The sequence below is a fragment of the Rubripirellula obstinata genome (genome assembly GCF_001642955.1).
GTDB lineage: Bacteria > Planctomycetota > Planctomycetia > Pirellulales > Pirellulaceae > Rubripirellula > Rubripirellula obstinata.
The window spans coordinates 1-20,884 of the sequence record NZ_LWSK01000099.1; the positions used below are offsets into that span (position 1 = coordinate 1).

Here is a 20,884-nt window from a genome sequence, read left to right on the forward strand (position 1 = left end):
GTATTTGCTGGTCAATTTACATTTTTCAGTGTTCATTTTGCAATTTGCAATCAACACCGAGGCCGGTCAGCCACAAACCCCCAAAGTCGTCCAGTTTCCCTCCACGCAAACATTTTCATCAGCCCAGGCATCGCCCCGCGCGTCGTACTGAACTGTTTAATCGCGTGGGCATCGCCCCGCGCGTCGTACTGTCCCGAAACGCGCGGGGCGATGCCCACGCGGCTAAACGAACTGGTAAGTGTTGACCAAAACCCTTACGGCATTGGGCATTCCGGTGGTGAACCGCTAATGGAATGTACACCGTAACCGTTCTTTGGGAGAAAGAAATATGGCTCTTTGGAAAGATGTGATGTTTGGGTAAACGACGGCTACTTCCGCCAATCCAAACCGTCCGGCAGCGAGTTCAAACTGATCGGTTTTGACTCAGTCACCACCAACATGTCCTCAATCCGCACACCGCCAGTTTTCCGGCCATACAAACCCGGCTCGACCGTGAAGACTTCGCCGGCCAGCATTTCGCCGCCGCCGTAATCCAACAAAATCGGTTCGTGCAATTCCAGACCGATCCCGTGCCCCGTTCCGTGCTGGATACTCGGTTCGTCCGTGATCGTGCCGCGGCTAATTTCAAAACCGTGGTCGATCAGTTTTTGGTCCGACGCTTTGTGAACCGCGTCCGCCGTGTTGCCCGCGACCAGTTCATCGATCGCTGCTTTCTTGGCTTCGACCACGGCGGCGTGCATGCGACCGACCGTTTCAGGAACATCGCCATGGACGACGGTTCGAGTGCAATCGCCCCAGTATCTTGTCGCGTCAACGCGAGGAAACAGATCGACAATGATCGGCGTTCCGCTGCGAAGCGGCCCGGTTCCAGAGTGATGGCAATCGGCGACTTCCGGTGCGGTTGCCACGATCGCTCCGTGCAGCAAGTTGCACCCCAGTTTCAAAAATTCGACCGCCGCAAACTGCTTGACCGATTCGCTGGTCATCACCTCGCCTTGATGAACCAATTGGCCCTCGTCATCCGTGTCCGCGCTGGCAATCATTTCCAGGACCGTTCGCATGACGGTTTCGGTGTACCCCTGAGCGGTTTTTAGGTACTCGATTTCGTGTTCGGTTTTACTGCGACGATCGATCACGCCGTAATCGTCGTCGTACTTGACGATGATTTCAGCCTGCTGCAGATGCCAAGCAAAGATGAACGGCAGAGTCCGATCGGTGGTCACGACTTCGACCTTCGCGGCACGAAAAATCTGAGTCGCGGCTTCGGCGGTCGCCGTTTCGCGATCAACACTCAGGCCCGTTGGCGGGGCATGTTTCGCTGGGCACGTCACCTTGTCAGCGTTACTGGCTGCACGGACTCGGTCCATTTCCAAATCACGCACCAACGCAATTTTGCGATCATCCAATTTGATCCAAGCCGCCGGGTCACCAAGAGCGACCCCCAACCGACGCAAAAGCGATGCATTGCTGGCGGCATAACCTGCCATAATCCGGGCGTGATGTACTTTCATAGTCGCATGTCGCAGTAAAAAAATGTCGCTGTCAAATAAAGAATAAACGTCATGTTAGCCCCAACACCCCATGCCCCCCGCCGTGTGTCCGCAACATCAACCACGGCGGAGGGCCGCCATGCTACTCCCGAACTGCAAAAGTAGCATGGCGGCCCCCCGCCGTGCGTCACGTTAAACCCAACACCCCACAATCCCCACAAACACAAACCGTAACCCCTAACCAAACAAGCCCACATGATAGTGGCGTCAGCGGCAGGAAACACCCTACAATGAATCCATGAAGACTCATCAACACTTTGTTATCGCAACCCGACTCGTCATCGTCGTTGCCTTGACCCTGTTTACCTTGACCGGAATTGCGTCCGCACAGAACCGCCGCGCACCGGTGCCGGACGTTTCCGCGGAACAAATTCGCGGGATCTTCTTCGAGAATCTCTCGGACGCATTCCAGGGCGAACGTCCAACCTTGTCGTCAATTCGCAGCGCCAGTAAAGCTGCCCAAACGACAGCGATCGCGAATCAGTCCAAATCCAACTCGGGTGGCGATTCAGGTTCAGACCTCTGGACGACGCTGATCTCCGCCGCTTCGATCGAAGACGAAATCAAACAAGTGCGGTTGCGATACGACGCCCTGATCACGACGCCGGGCCGATTCAACAGCGGCGGTTACCTGTCGGCGCGGCTGGAATTGACGATCCTGGCGACCCTGTTCGGCGTGATTGCCGAATACGGCGAACAGGTGCGTTGGAAATCGCACGCCGATGCCGCGCGAGATTTGCTTGGCCGCACCGCATCAAACTGCAAAGCCGGTTCGACGCAGGTCTACAACGAAGCCAAACTGCGAAAGGGCGACCTGCGGGATCTGGTTTCGGGCACCGGGTTGGCTGGCCGACGAGGCGAACCGACCGAGGACTGGTCCGGCGTCGCCGATCGATCGCCGCTGATGGAGTACGCAGAAATGCTGATCGAAAAGCTGGAAGACGATGGCCGCGATGCGAAGACAATCCAGTCGAACCAAAGCGATATCCGCCGCCGAGCCGAGTTGTTGGCGATGCTGGGACATGTGCTCACCAAAGACGGAATCGATGGTTCCGGCGATGAAGATTACGACGAACTCAGCCATTCAATGTCCGACGCCGCCCGCAACGTGGTGATGGCATTGGAACGAACCGATTTTGAAAACGTCCGACAAGGAATCAGCACCATCCGATCCCGCTGCGATGCATGTCACGCCGAATATCGTTAGAACGTGTGCGGCTGGCTGTGAGGCTGAACGCAGTGCTCGATGGCCCGGCCGCTTACGCGTCGCGGCTCACAAGTGCTCGTTGGCCCGGCCGCTTACGCGTCGCGGCTCACACGGGCGAGCAGGCCGCATGTAATCATCAATCCCGATTTAGTTACCAACCAATCCCCTACCAAAGGATTCGCGGATGACCGCTCAACCGAACCGCCGCCAATTTATCGCCGCCTCGTCCGCCGCTTGCCTGGTCGCATCGTCGTCGACAGTTCACGCTGAAACCGACGCAGACGCTGCGAAACCGTGGCTGCGAAAATCGTTCAAATCGAACATGTTTTACGACCAGCGATACGCCGAGAAAAAAACGCTGGCGGAACATTTTGCCGAAGCCAAGACAGCCGGCTTTGATGGCGTCGAAATGCTCGTGCCGCTTGATAACGTCACCGAGGCGATCGCGGCGTCACGCGAAACTGGATTGATCATCGACGGCTCAGTCGGCAACTATCACTGGAAACAACGCCACACGGATTCGGATCGCGATGTCCGCAAGCAGGCTCTGGCGAATCTGAAAACCGGAATCAAACAAACCGGCGAAATGGGTGGCGATTCAATGCTGATCGTGCCAGGCCACGGAAACGACGGCAAGGAAGAACGAATCCTGCAACGGGCGCAAGAAGCCGTCGAAGCCGCGTTGCCGGTCGCCGAGCAAAACAAGGTCTCGATCCTGATTGAAAATGTCCACAATCGAATGTTCTACGACGCCGCGGGCGGGCAAGACCAAACGGCCGACGCGTTGGCGGAATTCATAGACCGTTTCGATTCGCCGTGGGTCGGCGTTCAGTTCGACATCGGCAACGTGGCAAAGTTTGGTGATCCCGCTGGTTGGATCCGCACGTTGGGTCCGCGGATCAAGAAACTGGACGCCAAAGGTTATTCGCGATCACAAGAATCGTTCACCAAAATCGGCGAAGGCGATATCGATTGGGCGTCGGTGGTTGATGCGCTTCACGAGATCAATTTCAGCGGTTGGGTTGCTGCGGAGTTCGGGCCGAGTCATATTTCCAGACTCACCGAGATTTCCAAAAACCTGGAAACTCACCTTCTTTGCAGCCAAAGTCTTGCCCGTGTTGAATGAAGAAACAGCGTCCAATGAAGAAACAGCGTCGAATGAAGAAACAGCGTCGAATGAAGAGACAGCGTTGACCGAATCTTGTCACGTCTCGGTCATGCCAGACGAAATCGTTCATTGGCTTTCTGAAATCAACCCCAGAGTCATCGTCGATGGCACCTACGGCGGCGGCGGGCACAGCGAATTGCTGCTGCCATCGATCCCAAAGTTCGACGCAGCAAAACCCGACGCCAGCGGCCTGATCATTGGCCTGGATCGTGATCCGGCGGTCAGCGAGAGGGTCGAAAACAGGGTCGGAAAACAGGAATTGGACCCGCGAATTTCAGTTTTCTTGGGCAGCTACGAACAGATTCCCAAGGCGATGGCCGCCATGGAAGTCACCGCCATTGATGCGATGGTTTTGGATCTGGGTTTATCCAGTGACCAGCTTGCCGATCGTGATCGCGGATTCAGTTTCACTGAAGACGGACCGTTGGACCTGCGTTTCGATCCCGAAAACGGACACCCGGCGTCGGATTGGTTGGCGTGGAAGAAGGAGCACGAAATCGCCGACGCGATCTACCAATTTGGCGAAGAACGATACAGCCGCCGGATCGCTCGCGAGATCATTGCCCGGCGACGCAAAGAGAATGCAGTACAAACGGTGTCGCAGTTGGTGGACGTGTGCCGCCGCTGCGTCCCGCGCAGCAAAAACCACGACATCCATCCTGCGACGCGGACGTTTCAAGCGCTGCGCATCGCCGTCAACGATGAACTGGGAATCCTAACGCGAACGCTTTCCAAAGCCGCCGACTGGTTTTCACCTGGCGGTCGTTTGGCGGTCATCAGTTTCCACTCGTTGGAAGATCGGATCACCAAGAACGCTTTCCGCGACGACGAGCGATGGGAAGTCCTGACAAAAAAACCTCTGCGTCCCACGGACGAAGAAGTCCGCCGAAACCCACGGGCAAGAAGCGCGAAATTGCGAGTCGCGCAGCGAACAAGCAACCCGACAAACCAATACGTGTCGTAGCGAAACTCGCCAAGAGTTTCGGCAACTCGACAAACCGAAAGTCTTGGCGACTTTCGCTACCAATTTTCCCGCCACTAATTGTATCGACGGTCCTTACGCGTTCGGGTTGTGATTTCAGAGAACGCTTACGCGCCTGCGATCATCGTTGCCAAATCGTCCAAATGCTGCAAGCTATCGCAGAATGCGGTGTACTTCAGTTGTGGGCGGATCGCATCCGACAACGCTCGGCCGCCGACGACCAACGCAACTCCTTCACCCAGGCCATCCGCCAAACGATTTTGTTGGACGACAAAATCATCTGGATGGCTGATCGCCGACACGCTCAACCAAACCATCCGCGGACGAAAATCATGAGCGGCCTGCAGGAAACTTTCCGCCGGCAAATCGGTCCCGATGCTGATCGCATTCCAGCCTTGTTCTCGCAGCGTTAATTCCACCAGCGCCGTCGGCAATTGATAAGGATCGCCGCACAGTCCGCCGCCGATGGCGACCGGAGCGTCATCAGAGATCGATGGCAAGGTTGACCGAAGTTCGTTGATCAGCCGGATGCAAATGTCGCACGCACGCCGTTCTTGGTAGGGATCCAATTCCTTGCAATCCCAAGCGTCACCGATTCCCTGCATCGCGTCGCAGATCAATGCGGCCGCCGTCAAAGAACGACGCGAACTGGAATCGACTTTTTGAAACAGCAAGTTACGACACGTTGCTTCGTCGCCAACAGCCAACGCCTTGCGGAATCCTGATTGACACGGGTCGCCGGCACCGGGCACGTCCACCTTTCGGTCACAAAACAATTGCGGCAGACCCAACACCTGCGGATCCACCAACTCTTTCCCGGTCGCCGCAGTAAACGCACGCAAACCGTCCAGCGAAATGCGGCGATGGCCGCCATGAGTTCGCACGGTCGGGATGATGCCCCGGTCGCACCAACGCTTGACCGACGATTCACTTGCGGCCAATGCGCTGGCGACCTGCTTGGGCGAATAATGAACTGCCTCAGTTGCCATGATCGATTTCAATCCAAAAGGTGGTTCAAAAACGTTCAACGTGAACGTTTTGAACGTTTCGTATGTGTGAAAGTATAGTTTCTCTGGCAAGTCGATGCACGAAATTCAGGGAATTTAAAATAAAGCACGCTTTTTTCGACAAAAACGATTGTCGAGCCTGGACCGCCCCGCTATAACTCAAGTGAACGTTTTGGGAGCCGAAAACGTTCACCTTGTGAACTAACACCAAAAACACTGTCGAAACACACTCAAATCGGATTGTCCCCATGGTTGCTGCAAAGTCTGCGAAGTCGAATATCGAGCCCAACTCGCCCACGGTGACAGCGTCCCAGGTTCCAGCGAAATTCCCGGCTTGGATTCGGTCCAAAGAACTGTCGGAAGCGAACGACGAGATCGCTTCTCACCTGCCCGACCTTTCCTCAGCCGATTCCGACACGCTGCGAGCACTGACGAAAGCGTGGTTGAAACGAGAACTGGGCTTCATCAGTAACGCTGAATTCTCGGCATCCGGCATCGGAAACCAAATTTTCGGTGACACGCTGGGGTTGGCCGGCCGTCAGAGCGAACTCGGAATCGCCGCGATCCGAAAGAGCGGCATCGATTTGCCGATCCACTTCAGCCGTCTTTGCGAAGCACCGCTGCTGAAGCCCGAACAGGAAGTCATTTTGTTTCGCCGAATGAATTTTCTGTTTCACCAAGCATCCGTGCATCGCAGTTTGTTGAATCCGAACCGCCCGTCGCGAATCCGCTTAGAACTTATCGAGCAGTTGGTCGCGTTGGCCGAATGGCATCGTGATCGAATCGTGGAAGCGAATTTGCGTTTGGTTTTTTCAATCGTCAAGAAGTTCGTCAACCTGAACAACACCTTCGACGATCTACTCAGCGATGGAATTGTCGGGCTGATGCGAGCGGTCGAGAAGTTTGATTACGACCGCGGTTTTCGTTTCAGTACCTATGCGACTCAAGTCGTCCGCCGAAATTCCTACCGCACCGTCGTCACCAACCAAGAAGACCGCCAGAAGACGATCGGTGGTCTTCAAGACATGGAAATCGAAGTCGCCGAGGAAGAGCGTAGCAGCGCGATCAGCGAAAAGCGTTGGCACGAATTGCGGGCTCGTTTGGCAGTGATGTTGAGCGACCTGGACCGCCGCGAAAAGTTCATCATCCGTGCCCGTTTTGCACTCGGTTCGCATCGCCGCGTCCACACGCTGCAATCGCTGGCCGATCGATTGGGAATTTCCAAGGAACGAGTGCGTCAGTTGGAACGACGTGCGATGGAAAAGATGCAGCAAATGGCCGGCGATCCACAATTCGCCGAATTGAGTTAGGAACGTGCGACTTTTTATAGTCGCCTTTCGCTCCGCGAAAGCAGCGGATTCGCTACTTTCGCGGAGCGAAAGGCGACTATAATTTCCCGCTCGTTTCTTAGTCAGCCAACTGTTGGGCGAGCCCACTCGCTACGGCCTACCAAACAACGCGACATCGCGTTAGTTTTTGGGCATGACAACGATCCTAAACGAAGCAGACCAAACTCTTTTCGACTCTGTTTGCGACGACGCTCGCGAGGCGATGTTGTTGCAGACAATCGCGGACACGATGGAATGGGACGGGCAAACTGGTTTGCCGACCAAGGCCGGTGATTACCGGGCCGACCAAGTGTCGATGCTGCGTGGTGAAGTCCATGCCAAGCGAACTGCGTCGAGTTACGGCGATCGGTTAATCCAGTTGGCGGAAACGGTAAAAGATGCTGATCCGCATAGCGACGTCGCCGCAACCGTGATCGAACTGCATCGCGATTATGATCGTAATCGCCGATTGCCAGCGGATTTGGTGCGAGCGACTTCGATGGCGACGGTGCGTGGGCAACAGAAATGGGAAGCGGCTCGCAAGGCCGATGATTTCTCGCTTTTCCGTGATTCGTTGATCGACATTGTGAAGCTGAAACGCGAAGCAGGCGACTGCATCAGCGACGGGACCGATCGATCTTGTTACGAAGCCTTGTTGGACGAATACGAACCGGGCGCAAGAGTCGATCAGTTGCAGGCGACGTTCGATTCGCTGCGCGGCCCATTGGTCGAACTGATCGCCGCGATCAAGGACGCGCCCAAGCAAAGTGACGTGTCGATCCTGCAGCGGTCTTTTCCTATCGACGCTCAACGTGAGTTCAGCAAGAAGGTTTCCGCTGCGATTGGATTTGATTTCCAACGCGGGCGACTCGATGAGACTTCGCATCCGTTCTGCACGACGCTTGGACCAAACGACATTCGCATTCTGACTCGGTTTGAACAGCATTGGTTGCCCGGTGGTTTGTTTGGAACCTTGCACGAAGCCGGGCATGGAATGTACGAACAAGGGTTGCGGGCCGATTGGTTTGGCCTGCCGCCTGGATCTTACGTATCGTTGGGCATGCACGAATCACAGTCGCGTTTGTGGGAAAACCAAGTCGGCCGCAGTCGTGAATTTTGGACATGGTTGCTCGACGATGCCAAGGCAGCGTTTGAGCCATCGATCGATGACGTCGGGCTGGATTCGTTCTACCACGCGGTCAACACGATTCGCCCGAGTCTGATTCGCGTGGAAGCGGACGAGGCGACGTACAACTTGCACATTTTGATTCGGTTTGACCTGGAACGACAGTTGATCGAGCGGCACATCGAAGTCGCGGATTTGCCAGACGCTTGGAACGCCCGCTACGAAAGTGACCTGGGCATCACGCCGCCATCGGATGCGGACGGAGTGTTGCAGGACGTTCATTGGTCGGCCGGTTTGATCGGGTATTTTCCGACTTACACGCTCGGCAACTTGGCGTCGGCTCAGTTGTATGAAGCAGCCGAGCAATCGATCGGTGACTTGCCCGACCAAATCAGCCGCGGCGACTTCGGCCCGCTGGCGGATTGGTTACGAACCAACGTCCATGAAAGTGGACGTTGCTATTCGAGTGACCAATTGATCAAGAAAGTCACCGGTAAGCCTTTGTCCGCCAAACCGCTGATGAATTATCTGACATTAAAGTTGAGTCCGTTGTACGGGTTGGTTTAGGACTCCGAGAGACCGCATTACCCAACGCCGTGAAGGGGTTCTAACTTGTTTAACCGCGTGGGCATCGCCCCGCGCGTCGTGCTGGCTCGAACGCGCGGGGCGATGCCCACGTGGCTAAACGAACTAACACGTGTTTTCCGGGACCAAAACTTTTCACGGCGTTGCGCATTAACCCGTAGCTGATCCCGCCAGGGTTCAGTGCATGATCAGTCCACGATCAGGCTATGCTCGACTGAACCCTGGCGGGATCAGCTACGGGCAGGTTGCCGGCGACGTTCGAGATCGCTTTAAAACAGCTTTTGACTGGTGCGAACTTTTCACCGTCACCAGGAAGTGCCGCATTCTTGCTACAATCCTGTAAAGCAACTCTTCCACTTTTTAGAAGCTGATTCATGAGCGTGATAGCCTGCCCGCGGTGCGATGAAAACGTACGGGTTCCTGAAACCTTGACGATCGGTGGCGGAACAGCGTCGGGCGGATCCGTTCGATGCCCCTGGTGTCTTGAAACGCTTTCAGTTTCGGAAGTCGTGTCCTGTTTGCCGCCGATGCTGGAAATCATTGGGATGGATGACGCAGCCGTTGATAGTTCGGTCGCGGCAGTGGACGGCGAAGAGTTTTCAGCGTTTGAGCCCTTCGGAGAACAGGCCGATCCTGACGAGTACCAATTAGCGGATCCAATCCAGGACGCAGGACCAGCGATTGCACCGGTGGCGAGGCCGGCCGGTGGATCGCGGGGACGGGCGGGATCGAAAAAGGGGTCGGGAATTGGGGGCGTGATCAAGATGGCGTTGGGCGGCGTGATGGCGATTCCGATCGCGGCAGCAATCTTGTCTGTACTTGGGCGTCCGTTGCCAATCGATTTGGGATTCTTTCCGTTCCAAGGTGACGGAACCGGTGTTCGTCAAAACCGAGTCATTACCGCTCCGCCGCGCCCCGACATGGTCGCTCGTGGACCATCGAATGCTTCGTCCGGTTCCTCGACCCGGACGCCGCCGCCTTCTCGCGTGATCGCACCTGCTGTCGATGAAGTTTCAGAGTTGGACTCGGCACAGAATGCTCTGTCGGAAATCCAAGACTCCGCGAGCGTGACCGAATTGCCCACCGGCGGCGGCATCATGAATGCCAAGCCAGAGAAATCGCCATTCGTTGTCCCCGAAACGCTTGTCCCCGAAACGCTGCAGAATCCTGAACCCGTCGTGACTGAAAAACCGGCTGATCAACCACCCTTACTTTCACCCGAGCTGGGCAGAGCGATTTCAAGTGCGAGTGATTCGGTCGCCGAAGCGGTCGGCTTGTTTGAAGTTGATGCGATTGACAAACGAGTCTTTCAAGACGCTTATCGCAAGGTCGCAGAAGTCGCGGCGATGCTTGACGACGACACGGCAAGTCATGAATCCGTCGTCGATCTTATGAAGGCCATTGGATCGTCAAAAAAACTATCATCCATGTACTCGGACGTCGGACCGCGATGGCCGGGCGTTAAGAGCCGAAAGACGAACGGAATTCTGCTGATCGGTGAGTCACAAAAATCCAAGGGTGCTCAGCGAATCGACTTTGGCGATAACCGAGGTTTGGCGGTCCAGTTCGATTCCGATTTGCCCGCGGGACGCATCATCGCGCTCGGACAAATCGCAAAAGCCGGAAAGCCGATCAAATTAATTGCCGTCGAACCGATTGAGCAGTGACAAGACAAGTAGGCCGTGGTGAGAGGTTGTTCGCAAATCGTAGCTGATCCCGCCATGGGACAGTCCACGTTCAGTCCACGTTCAGTCCACGTTCAGTCCATGATCGGGTCAAGCTCGACTGAACCCTGGCGGGACCAGCTACGGGCAGTTCGCAACGCCGTGAAGAGGGAAAATACGGATGAGTTCGTTTAGCCGCGTGGGCATCGCCCCGCGCGTTCGGGTAAGCACGACGCGCGGGGCGATGCCCACGCGGTTAAACAATTTAGGTAACTCTGAGGACCGAAAGTCGAAAATGGAGACCGTGAGTAATGGATGAGATCAACGAACCAGCCGAACCAGACGAACCAGCCGAACCAGACGAACCTGCAATCGATCCTTCCGTCGGTTCAGGGTCGCTCGTCGACACGCTGTTGTACGGAATCTCGTTGCCCGAACGTACCGCTCGAAGTGCTTCGGCGATCGTGGGTGGTTTGATTGGCGAAACGGCGGACCGTTTGATTCCTGCGGCGTTCCGGTCTTCGCGGAGTTACAACGTTTTCATCCAGCAATCGCTCGACATGATGGTTCACGATGTCGGCGGCGTGACGAATCTTAATTTGACTGACGTTGAAAAGGACCAGGACGCGAAACTGGCGCAAAAGGCGGTTGGCGGGTTACTGGACATTGCCGGCGCGGCGACGTTGCACTTGTCGCCGATGACGGTGCTGGCGTTGTTCAACGATCTGGCTTACGGGTCAGGCCACTATCTTGAAAAGTTGAGCGAGGAATTGCGTCGCGAAGGTGTGATCGATGAAACGTCCACGATCGCGCACGCATCGGACCTGATTGACGCTTTGAAAAACACGTCCGATCGTGCAAGCGATGCGATGGAGGTGCCGCCGTTCAGTATTGACGGCTTGCGGCAAACGATCGCGGAGTTGTCCGAAGAAATCGGCAAAGTGGACCCGAGCCGGTTGTTGCCCCAGTCCGAAATCGGTCGTATGTGGACGGAAATGGAGGGAGCTGCGACCGAAGCCGACGCCAGCCTTTGGGACGTCAGTACAACGATGACGATGTTTGCGATGAACCGCGTCAACTTGACGACTCGCGGCGCTCTGTCAACCGTCCGCGTCGCAGGCAACATGTTCGACGAACACATTACTGATCATTATTCCGGCGCGTTAGCTGAAATTAACGAGCACGGTCTCTACGCAACCTTGTCCACCTCGTCAGCACCGTACATTGACGCCGTCTGGCAAAACTTCGACTCCGAACGAGAAACCTGGACCGTCGAATTACTGAGTGGACGGATGATCGGAAAGGCGTGGGATGGGATGCGCGGTTGGTTGGGGAGATAGTGGAGGCTTTTTAATTTGTCGTTAGAAACGAGCGGGAAATTATAGTCGCCTTTCGCTCCGCGAAAGTAGCGAATCCGCTGCTTTCGCGGAGCGAAAGGCGACTATAAAAAGTCGCACGTTCCTTAGTCGTTAGTCATTAGTCATTAGTCATTAGTCATTAGTCATTAGTCATTAGTCATTAGTCATTAGTCATTAGTCATTAGTCATTAGTCATTAGTCATTAGTCATTAGTCATTAGTCATTAGTCATTAGTCATTTGTCATTAGTCATTTGTCATTTGTCATTTGTCATTTGTCATTTTTTTGACAACCAGCCGCGTAAGCAACGCCCAACGCCGTGAAGGGTTTCTAAATTGTTTAACCGCGTGGGCATCGCCCCGCGCGTCCACCCGGAACGAAACGCGCGGGGCGATGCCCACGCGGCTAAACGAACTCATCCGTATTTTCCGGGGACCAAAACTCTTCACGGCGATGGGCAGTGCCCGGCAGCGAAGAGTTGGACTTAGAAATGACAATTGACAATTGAAAAATATCTAATGACAAATCTCTTCTATTCATGAAAATCTACTACACCGACCACTTCGAGCTTCCGCTGCCCGACGGACATCGATTTCCGATGTCGAAGTATCGGTTGTTGCGGAAAGCGGTTGTCGAAAGTGATCGTCTTCGCGGCGATGTGTTGGTGGTGCCCAAGGCGGCGACGGACGAAGATTTGCTGCGATGTCATTCGCCGCGATACGTGGCCGCGGTCAGTCAGGGAAAACTGTCGGCCGCGGAAGTACGTCGGATCGGATTTCCCTGGTCACCAAAAATGGTCCAGCGATCGCGGCGCAGTACCGGTGCAACGATGGCGGCGTCGTTGGCGGCTTTGGCGGATGGCGTTTCCGTCAACCTGGCCGGGGGCACGCATCATGCGATGAAGGATGCTGGCGAAGGGTATTGCGTGTTCAATGATGCAGCGGTCGCGATTCGTTCACTGCAGACAGCGGGAACCATTCAGCGAGCGTGCGTGATCGACTTGGACGTTCACCAAGGCAACGGAACGGCCGAGATCTTTCAGGACGACGCGTCTGTGTTCACCTTGTCGATTCATGGCGAAAAGAATTTCCCGTCGCGTAAAACCGCCAGCGACCTGGACGTCGCCTTGCCCGATGGCACCGACGACGCTGGCTATCTGTCGGCGTTGTCCGATTCGTTGACCAAAGTGTCCGAAGCCGGGCCGATAGATTTGGCAATCTTTTTGGCCGGCGCTGATCCATACTTGGGCGACCGGTTGGGCAGATTGAAACTGACAATGGAGGGCCTGAAACGGCGGGATCAGGCGGTTTTTCAATGGTGTCAGCAAAACCAGACTCCCGTCGCCGTCGCCATGGCTGGCGGATACGCAGAAAACGTCGCCGAAATCGTGCAGATTCACGCCGCGACAGTCGATCTGGCAAGCCAATTCGCTCGGAAACGCCAAGCAAAGTAGCACGATGGCTGTGGCCGTAATTCGCTCCGTTCAATACTGCCTTCCCTTGGGGGCTCACTTAACGCCTTGCAGAGTTTTGGTCCCAGAAAATACGGGTTAGTTCGTTTAACCGCGTGGGCATCGCCCCGCGCGTTTCGCCCCGCATGGACGCGCGGGGCGATGCCCACGCGGTTAAACGAGTTAGAAACCCTTCACGGCGTTGGGGGCTGACCGGTTTCACCTTTGACGGTTATTCGACTAGGATAGACATCGAGGCGATGCCCATTCCCCAGGCACCCCAACCTTTCGATACCGCCTTTTTGGCGAAAGTGCCATGACTTCCATTACCGAACTGCTATCACGCAGCGTTGAAGGGAAACAGCGGAGGAGTGATGGCAAGCAGGTCAGTGGCGGCGAAAAGGACACCGACAAACTCTTTACGTTGATGTACGACGACCTGTGTCGTTTGGCAGGTCGGTTTCTGAAGAATGAACCGATGCGAAATCGGCTCAGCTCATCCTCGCTCGTCCACCAAGCCTATGTGCGAATGGTGGACCAGTCGCGGATCAACTGGCAAGGCAAGACTCACTTCTTCGCCATCGGTGCGACCGTGATGCGACGAATCCTGGTCGATCACGCTCGCAAAGTCCGTTCGCTCAAACGCGGCGGCGGTTGGGAGCGAAAACAGCTCAACGATGAGTTCACTTTCCAGCTCAGTGATGACAACGACGTCGTCGCACTCGATGATCTTCTGGAATCACTCGCGAAGTTGAATCCTCGGCAAGCCAAGATTGTTGAGTATCGATTTTTTGGCGGCATGACGATGCGAGAAATCTCCACCGAAATGAACTTGGGCCTACGCACCGTCGAAAAAGAATGGGCGATGTCGCGAGCTTGGATGCGGCGCGAATTACGCCGCGAAGAAGGCCCGATCGGCGATCATTCCCTGTCCGGGGATAGTCCACCGTCAGAGGAAGCGTAAGGAGTGGACGCGGCGAGATACAATCGCATCCGCGAACTTTTCCTAGCGGTCGAAGAATTGCCTCCGGGGCAACAGGAAGCTTTTCTGCAAGTGCAGACGGCCGGCGACGTGGAATTGTTGGAAGAAGTCGTGTCGCTATTAGCCGAACACGATCCGCAGGCCGCGCAGGTCGAAGGCGAATGTGCTCAACCGGTCAACGTTCCCGATGCACGTCCCGATGCTTCCGCTTCTGCGTCTGACACAAACTCATCAAGCTCATTCAACAAGAACGTTACAAGCACCGGGTCAGCGATCGACTCCAGCCTGGCGACGCCGAAAGTTGGCGGATCATCGCGACAGAAATCGTCGACGCGAAACGGCCTGATCACTCAACAAGGCGCATTGCGCACCCACGCATCTCCGCGTTACAACGACACTCCGCGACCGAACAAAGCTTCATCAACAACGATGCCGATCTGGGCCGAACGCACTCGGCAAAGTCGGCGACGAACGTCTCGATGGTTTTGGTTGGCGGCTCTGTTGCCGACCGCGTTGATCGGATGGTGGACCTACCGCGGCGTTGACGCGGCGATGCAGAGTTCGATCGAAGCGACGCTGGCCAGTGCGGTGGATCACTTGCAGGTCACGACCGATCGCTTTCTGACCGACGAAGCAAAACTGGTCGAATCCTGGGCCAGACAACCTTTGCTGAATCAATCGGTCAACGAATTGGTAGAGCTATCGCGGACGGACCCGCCGATCGAAACGATGCGAACTGCCAAACAGATTGACCGGATCCATGAACAATTGCGAAGGCTATCGGGCAGCGAAGACGTCAAGTTTGTCGTCTGGAATCAATCGTTTCGGATCCTGGCTAGCTGGCAAAGCGATCGAGCGGACGTGGGCAGTCCGGTGCATCCGTCGGGCGCAGCAAATCTGGCTCGCGTGATGGCGGGCGAGACTGTGATCTTTGGCCCCGAACGTTTGACGAACCATAGCAACGGCTTTGTGCCTGAAACCAAGGGGCCCGTCATGGCGGTGATTGTCCCCATCGAAGGCGACGATGGCCGAATTGTAGCTGCGATGTTGGTCAGAGGACTGCAGACGTTCGAACAGTTTGACAGTATTTTTCGACGCATTTGCATCGGGTCATCGCTGGACGCGTATGCGATCAACCGCGACGGATTGATGGTGACAAAGAGTCCGGTTGCGGTGGCAATGGCGACTCAATTTCGCTTCGATTATGCGTCCGACGAAATCGCCGCGAACCTGCGAGTTTCGGATCCTGGATTTAAAATTGCCTCCTACAAATTTGACCATCAGGATGCTGAGGATTCAGAGGCGGCGAATTCGATCGATGTTCGTCGTAGCGTTTGTCCGGTCACCGTTGCGGTCGCCGGTGCCACTAGCGAGATGCAGGATGTTCGCACGGTTCCCTACGTCAATTATGCCGGTGAACAAGTCGTCGGGGCTTGGCGTTGGTTGTCGCCTTGGCAGATCGGCATCATCGTTGAACAGGATGCAGCGGTCGCGTTCGGTCCCTCTCGGTTGGTCCGATTCAGTTTCTTGTTACTGGGCAGCCTGTTGTCGGTGACCGCGTTTTTGGCCGCGGCAAAATTGGCCCGAACGTCCACCGCCGAACACGCCGCGATCCACCCACTGTCTCGCTACGAAGTGCTCAGCGAATTGGGCAGCGGCGGAATGGGCGTGGTTTACCGCGGCCGTCACCTTCAATTGGGACGCGATGTGGCGCTAAAACTTTTACGAGGCGATCGTCACAGCGAAGATGATCGAAAGAGGTTTGACCGCGAAGCCAAGTTGGCGGCGTCGCTGAAGAATCCGCACAGCGTGATGATTTACGATTACGGACACAGCCCACAAGGCGAAGCGTTCTGTGTGATGCAGTTGTTGCAAGGATTGACGTTGCAAGAAGTCGTCGCCCGCGGCGGTTACCAACCAGTCGGACGTGTGCTGACGATCCTAAGACAAATCTGCGACGCGCTGGCCGAAGCACACGGCATGAACTTGCTGCACCGCGACATCAAGCCGCAAAACGTGATGCTGTCGTTGGATCCGTCGGTCGGCGATTGGGTGGTCGTGTTTGATTACGGATTAGCAAAGCCATTGGAACCGGACGCAAACGTCTATCAAACGTCCGAAACAATTTGGTCCGGCACACCGATGTACATGGCACCGGAACGTTTCCGCGAACCGACAAAGTTGGACCCACGCAGCGATCTGTACTCGATCGGCTGCATCGCCTACTACCTGTTGGCCGGCCGACCACCGTTCATTGAATCGCAACCCGAATCGCTGTTCAGTTTAATCCTAAGCGAACAGCCCATCGGTATCGCAATCCACCGCGGCGAGGAGATCGCAGCCGAGGTGTCGGCGATGGTAATGAAGTGCATGGCAAAGAAGGTGGAAGACCGCTACAAGACCGTCGCCGAATTGGCACGCGAGATCGACCGCTTGCGTTTGGATCACGATTGGTCGGTCGATCAAGCGAAGGTTTGGTGGAGCCATCATGGGGGCGAATAGATGACAAATGACGATTGACAAATAACTAATGACAAATTTTGTCACGCTGGATTTCTCATTAATTATTTGTCAATCCTCATTTGTCATCTGTCATTTGTCATTTGTCATTTTTGCCTGCGGAAACGGCGGAACAATAGGTGGCATAGGCTTCCAGCCTGTGATCGTGGCTACTCAGTCATCATGGGGGAGAATAGATGACAAATGACGATTGACAAATAACTAATGACAAATTTTGTTACGCTGGATTTTTCATTAATTATTTGTCAATCGTCATTTCCAGCCTCTATGATCCCGACGTTCCTTAGACCAGCGCTCACTCCACCATCGCCTTAAACTCATCCTCAGTCAAAACCTTGACCCCCAATTCCTTCGCCTTGGCAAGCTTACTGCCCGCCTTCTCGCCGGCGACCAGGTAATCCGTCTTCTTGCTGATGCTTCCTGACGCTCGGCCACCGAAGCTTTGAATTAGTTTTTTGATCTCGTCGCGTTTGTAGTGCTTTAGCGTTCCGGTAACCACGATCGCTTTGCCCGCGATTGGGTGGCCGTCGTCGGGACGTTCTGCTTTGGGCTCCGTCAGTTTGACGCCTGCGTCGGCGAACTGCATCATCAACTCGCGACCGAAATCGCTGGCGAAAAATTCGTGGACACTGATCGCGATCGCTTCGCCGATCTCGTGAACCTCGGCCAGGTCTTCTACCGATGCATTGGATAGTTCTGGCACGGAACCATATTCCTGCGTCAGCACCGATGCGACTCTTGGGCCGACATGGCGAATGCTGATCGACGACAACACGCGTGCCAGACCACGACTGCGACTTTCGTCGATGCCTTTGATCAGCTTTTCAGCGTTCGCGTTGCCGAACGCAACCTCGATCATCGCACCGTCCTTGCCTTTGCGTTTTTTGGGCCAGACCAAATCGCTGACTTGTTGCGACGTCAAACGGTACAAATCAGCGTACCCGCGAACCAAGTCATGGCTAATCAACAGATCAACCACCTCTTCGCCCAAACCGTCAATATCCATCCCTGGACGGCTGCCGAAATAGATCAAACGCTGGCGTAGTTGAGCGGGACAGGACGGGCTGGGACAACGGATATAGACGCCGCCTTCGTCGCGAACCAGTGGCGTGTTGCACTGAGGACACTGGGTTGGAAATTCCCACTTCGGCGGGTCGCCTTTGCGAAAGTGCTTTTCGACTCGCACGACCTTGGGGATGATCTTCCCCGCTTTTTCAACGACGACCGTGTCGCCCTCACGAACGTCCAACCGCTCGATCTCGTCCGCATTGTGCAGCGACGCTCGGGACACCGTCGTGTCGGCAATGTCCACTGGCGTCAGGTGGGCGACCGGGGTGATCGTGCCGGTTTTTCCCACCTGAACCGAAATCGATTCCAGTTTTGTGACTGCTTCGTAGCGTTCAAACTTGTAGGCGATCAACCAGCGCGGACTCTTGCTGCGGATGCCCAGTTTTTCACGCTGCGCAAAATCGTTGACCTTAAACACGATGCCATCAACCTCGAACGGCAAGTCCGGCATCTCTTCTTCTAATAACGCCACCGCATCGAGTGCCGCCTTGGAATTTTTCAACAGTTGCACATGCGGTGTCGGTGGAATGCCCAACGCACCGACTTCGTCAAGAAACTCGATGTGGTTGGTTGCCTTTAGGCCTTGCGTTTCACCTACGCCATGACAAAAGAAACGCAGGTTCCGCTCGGCCGCGATCGCGGGATCCAGCAAACGGATCGTGCCGGCGGTCACGTTGCGAGTGTTCTTGTAGGCTTCGCCGCCATCGGCCGTGGTCCGCAGATTCAAATCGGCCAAGTCTGAATTGGTCATGTAGACTTCGCCACGCACTTCCAAAATCGCCGGCGCGTCGTCGGTCGCGGTCTTTAGCGGCAAGTCGCGAATCGTGCGAATGTTATGCGTGATGTCATCGCCCACCGATCCGTTGCCACGCGTCAGTGCCATTTGCATCGTGCCGGACTCGTAACGAATTGATGCCGCGACTCCGTCGATTTTGTATTCCATCACCCATTCAATGGGCTCGTCATCGGTACTGGTTTCGCGAAGCAGTTTTTCGGTACGGTCAAAGTAGGCGGTCAATTCTTCGCGGCTGTAGGTGTTGTCGATCGACAACATCGGCACCGAATGCGAAACTTGATTCAGGTGGGCAACCGGTGCGTCGCCAACACGCATGGTCGGCGAATCGGGCGACTGGAGTTGCGGATGCTGGTCTTCCAACTGTTTCAGTTCGCCGAGCAACCGGTCATATTCCAGGTCAGAAACCGCCGGAGTGGCTTCGATGTAGTAGAGATGATCGAGCCGCCGGATTTCGCGACGTAGTTCTTCGATTCGCTGGGCAGGCTTGGACGATGGTTGGTCGGAATCTGAGGGCATGATGCGAATCGCGGGAAAGACGGACGGTGGTCGGGTCGTATGGATGAATCAGGTTGGGCCGGTTTAATGAAATTGAGGGACCAAACACAAGGGATAACGGGGCAGCACGGCGGCTACAAAAATGTGGTCGCAATGATTAGATTACCATGTTTGCTTCCCAAAGAACGACCGCCTATTCCCGTGATCTCGTGCCAGACTTAAACCCCAGCCATCTGAAAAAAGTAGACGTTTCCATGGACCTGGAGGTCAAGGATGCGCAGTTGATCTTTAATTCAGCGTGGAAGGAACTGGAAGCCGAATTGGGACGCCCTAATATGCGTTTCCCCAAAGAACTGATCTTGTTGGGTGGTGCGCCCGGTTCGGGTAAGGGAACCAACACCGACTTCATCCGTCAAGTTCGTGACATTTCGGCTGCACCGATCGTCGTCAGCGAGCTACTGGATACACCGGAGGCTCAGGCGATCAAGGCAAGCGGCGGCATGGTTGGCGACCGCGAAGTCGTCAAACTGGTCTTTCAAAAGCTGTTGCAGCCCGAACATCGCGACGGAGCGATCTTGGACGGGTTCCCGCGGACGAAGGTGCAGGTCGAGTGTTTGAAAATGCTGTACGACGCGATGATCCAATTGCGTCGCGAGTATGCTGATTCACCCGAATTGGTTCACTTCAAGCAACCCACCTTTCATATCATGGTGTTGTTCGTTGACGAAGCCGAAGCGATCGCGCGGCAATTGAAACGTGGCCGGCAAACGATCGCCCACAATGAAGAGGTCAATAAAACTGGCGTCGGGCAATTGTGGGAAGAACGTCCGACCGATTTTAACGAAGATCTTGCTCGAAACCGTTACCGCGTTTTCAAAGAGAAGACCTACGACGCGCTGGTTTCGCTGAAGCAGATTTTTCACTACCACTTCATCAACGCGCAAGCGTCGCTCGATGTGGTGCAGGCGAACATTCTGGACGAATTGGAATACCAGAGTTCGTTGGAATTGGATCCAAAGACGTTTCACACACTGCGAAAGATCAAGTTGGCCAGCGAGATTGTCCAGCACGCGCGGCGTGACCTCGTTCGCCGGTTGGATCAATACGAAATGGAGCAGCCGGGTGTGTTCCATCAGGTCGTCGATCTGATCGAGCTAAAGATGATGCCGATCGTTCTACGTCACGCCATTTCCGGTTACGCCAACATCAATTCCGAAGATCCGATTTGGGAAGAACCCGACGCGTTGGCAATGTTGATCGACGTATTTTCCGAACGCGGGTTCCAAGCCAGCGTCGATTTGACACGCCACAACGTGCCGATTCGTTTCGATTTGAAAACCGGTGACATCGAATACAACCAAAAGAAGGTCTACCGAATTCGAATCCTGTTCAAAGGCAGCATCATTCGACGGGGCTAGGGGAGTGATTAGCTGTTAGCGATTAGCTGGGCAGGCTGTTGTGAGCTGTGAAACATTGTGGCAACGGCACATTCTCCTGATCGCAAGTATGTAGGCCGTAGCGAGCCAAAGCGAGTTACGGCAATTTGCGCACCGCCGTAACTCGCTATGGCTCGCTACGGCCTACTTTCTGTGAAACATT

Annotated in this window: 14 protein-coding genes; 11 read left to right on the forward strand and 3 right to left on the reverse strand. The window is 55.2% G+C overall.

What is annotated here, in order from left to right:
• Positions 1-368: 368 nt before the first annotated feature.
• On the reverse strand, positions 369-1,511 hold the full coding sequence (locus RC85_RS19325; RefSeq protein WP_068265830.1) for a M24 family metallopeptidase: 1,143 nt from the start codon (positions 1,509-1,511) through the stop codon (positions 369-371).
• 277 nt (positions 1,512-1,788) lie between these two features.
• Here RC85_RS19325 and RC85_RS19330 point away from each other — a divergent pair, with 277 nt between their 5' ends.
• The 3 genes from RC85_RS19330 to rsmH all read left to right on the forward strand — a co-directional run bounded on the left by RC85_RS19330 (position 1,789) and on the right by rsmH (position 4,889).
• Positions 1,789-2,757 carry a cytochrome c gene (locus tag RC85_RS19330; protein ID WP_068265832.1) on the forward strand — a complete coding sequence of 323 codons (969 nt, stop codon included), beginning with the start codon at positions 1,789-1,791 and terminating at the stop codon, positions 2,755-2,757.
• A gap of 184 nt (positions 2,758-2,941) precedes the next feature.
• Positions 2,942-3,883, forward strand: a complete 942-nt coding sequence (locus RC85_RS19335) for a sugar phosphate isomerase/epimerase family protein (RefSeq protein ID WP_068265834.1) — start codon at positions 2,942-2,944, stop codon at positions 3,881-3,883.
• Positions 3,876-4,889, forward strand: a complete 1,014-nt coding sequence (rsmH, locus tag RC85_RS19340) for a 16S rRNA (cytosine(1402)-N(4))-methyltransferase RsmH (protein ID WP_068265836.1) — start codon at positions 3,876-3,878, stop codon at positions 4,887-4,889. The genes RC85_RS19335 and rsmH overlap by 8 nt, the downstream gene beginning before the upstream one ends.
• A gap of 125 nt (positions 4,890-5,014) precedes the next feature.
• Here the strand turns inward: rsmH and RC85_RS19345 are convergent, their stop codons facing one another.
• Positions 5,015-5,896, reverse strand: a complete 882-nt coding sequence (locus RC85_RS19345; protein WP_068265859.1) for a cobalamin B12-binding domain-containing protein — start codon at positions 5,894-5,896, stop codon at positions 5,015-5,017.
• A gap of 266 nt (positions 5,897-6,162) precedes the next feature.
• Between RC85_RS19345 and RC85_RS19350 the strand changes: the two genes are divergently transcribed.
• The 7 genes from RC85_RS19350 to RC85_RS19385 all read left to right on the forward strand — a co-directional run bounded on the left by RC85_RS19350 (position 6,163) and on the right by RC85_RS19385 (position 16,908).
• Entirely contained in the window at positions 6,163-7,224 is a 1,062-nt protein-coding gene (locus RC85_RS19350; protein WP_068265838.1) for a sigma-70 family RNA polymerase sigma factor, read from the forward strand.
• A gap of 172 nt (positions 7,225-7,396) precedes the next feature.
• Positions 7,397-8,935: a carboxypeptidase M32 gene (locus RC85_RS19355; RefSeq protein ID WP_068265840.1), complete on the forward strand. Its 1,539-nt coding sequence runs from the start codon at positions 7,397-7,399 to the stop codon at positions 8,933-8,935.
• A 392-nt stretch (positions 8,936-9,327) separates the two neighbouring features.
• Positions 9,328-10,620, forward strand: coding sequence for a hypothetical protein (locus RC85_RS19365; RefSeq protein WP_149752510.1), 1,293 nt, complete (start codon positions 9,328-9,330; stop codon positions 10,618-10,620).
• 308 nt (positions 10,621-10,928) lie between these two features.
• Positions 10,929-11,957, forward strand: coding sequence for a hypothetical protein (locus RC85_RS19370; protein ID WP_068265846.1), 1,029 nt, complete (start codon positions 10,929-10,931; stop codon positions 11,955-11,957).
• Positions 11,958-12,512: 555 nt separating this feature from the next.
• Complete coding sequence (locus RC85_RS19375; RefSeq protein WP_068265848.1) at positions 12,513-13,427, forward strand: histone deacetylase family protein; 915 nt, start codon at positions 12,513-12,515, stop codon at positions 13,425-13,427.
• A 313-nt stretch (positions 13,428-13,740) separates the two neighbouring features.
• Entirely contained in the window at positions 13,741-14,388 is a 648-nt protein-coding gene (locus RC85_RS19380) for a sigma-70 family RNA polymerase sigma factor (RefSeq protein ID WP_068265850.1), read from the forward strand.
• A 3-nt stretch (positions 14,389-14,391) separates the two neighbouring features.
• Entirely contained in the window at positions 14,392-16,908 is a 2,517-nt protein-coding gene (locus tag RC85_RS19385) for a serine/threonine protein kinase (protein ID WP_068265852.1), read from the forward strand.
• Positions 16,909-17,221: 313 nt separating this feature from the next.
• Here the strand turns inward: RC85_RS19385 and ligA are convergent, their stop codons facing one another.
• Positions 17,222-19,306, reverse strand: a complete 2,085-nt coding sequence (ligA, locus tag RC85_RS19390) for an NAD-dependent DNA ligase LigA (RefSeq protein WP_068265854.1) — start codon at positions 19,304-19,306, stop codon at positions 17,222-17,224.
• Positions 19,307-19,452: 146 nt separating this feature from the next.
• On the opposite strand from ligA, the gene RC85_RS19395 reads away from it, so the two are divergent.
• A complete protein-coding gene (locus RC85_RS19395; protein WP_084422852.1) occupies positions 19,453-20,703 on the forward strand; it encodes a nucleoside monophosphate kinase in 1,251 nt (416 codons plus the stop codon).
• Positions 20,704-20,884: the final 181 nt, after the last annotated feature.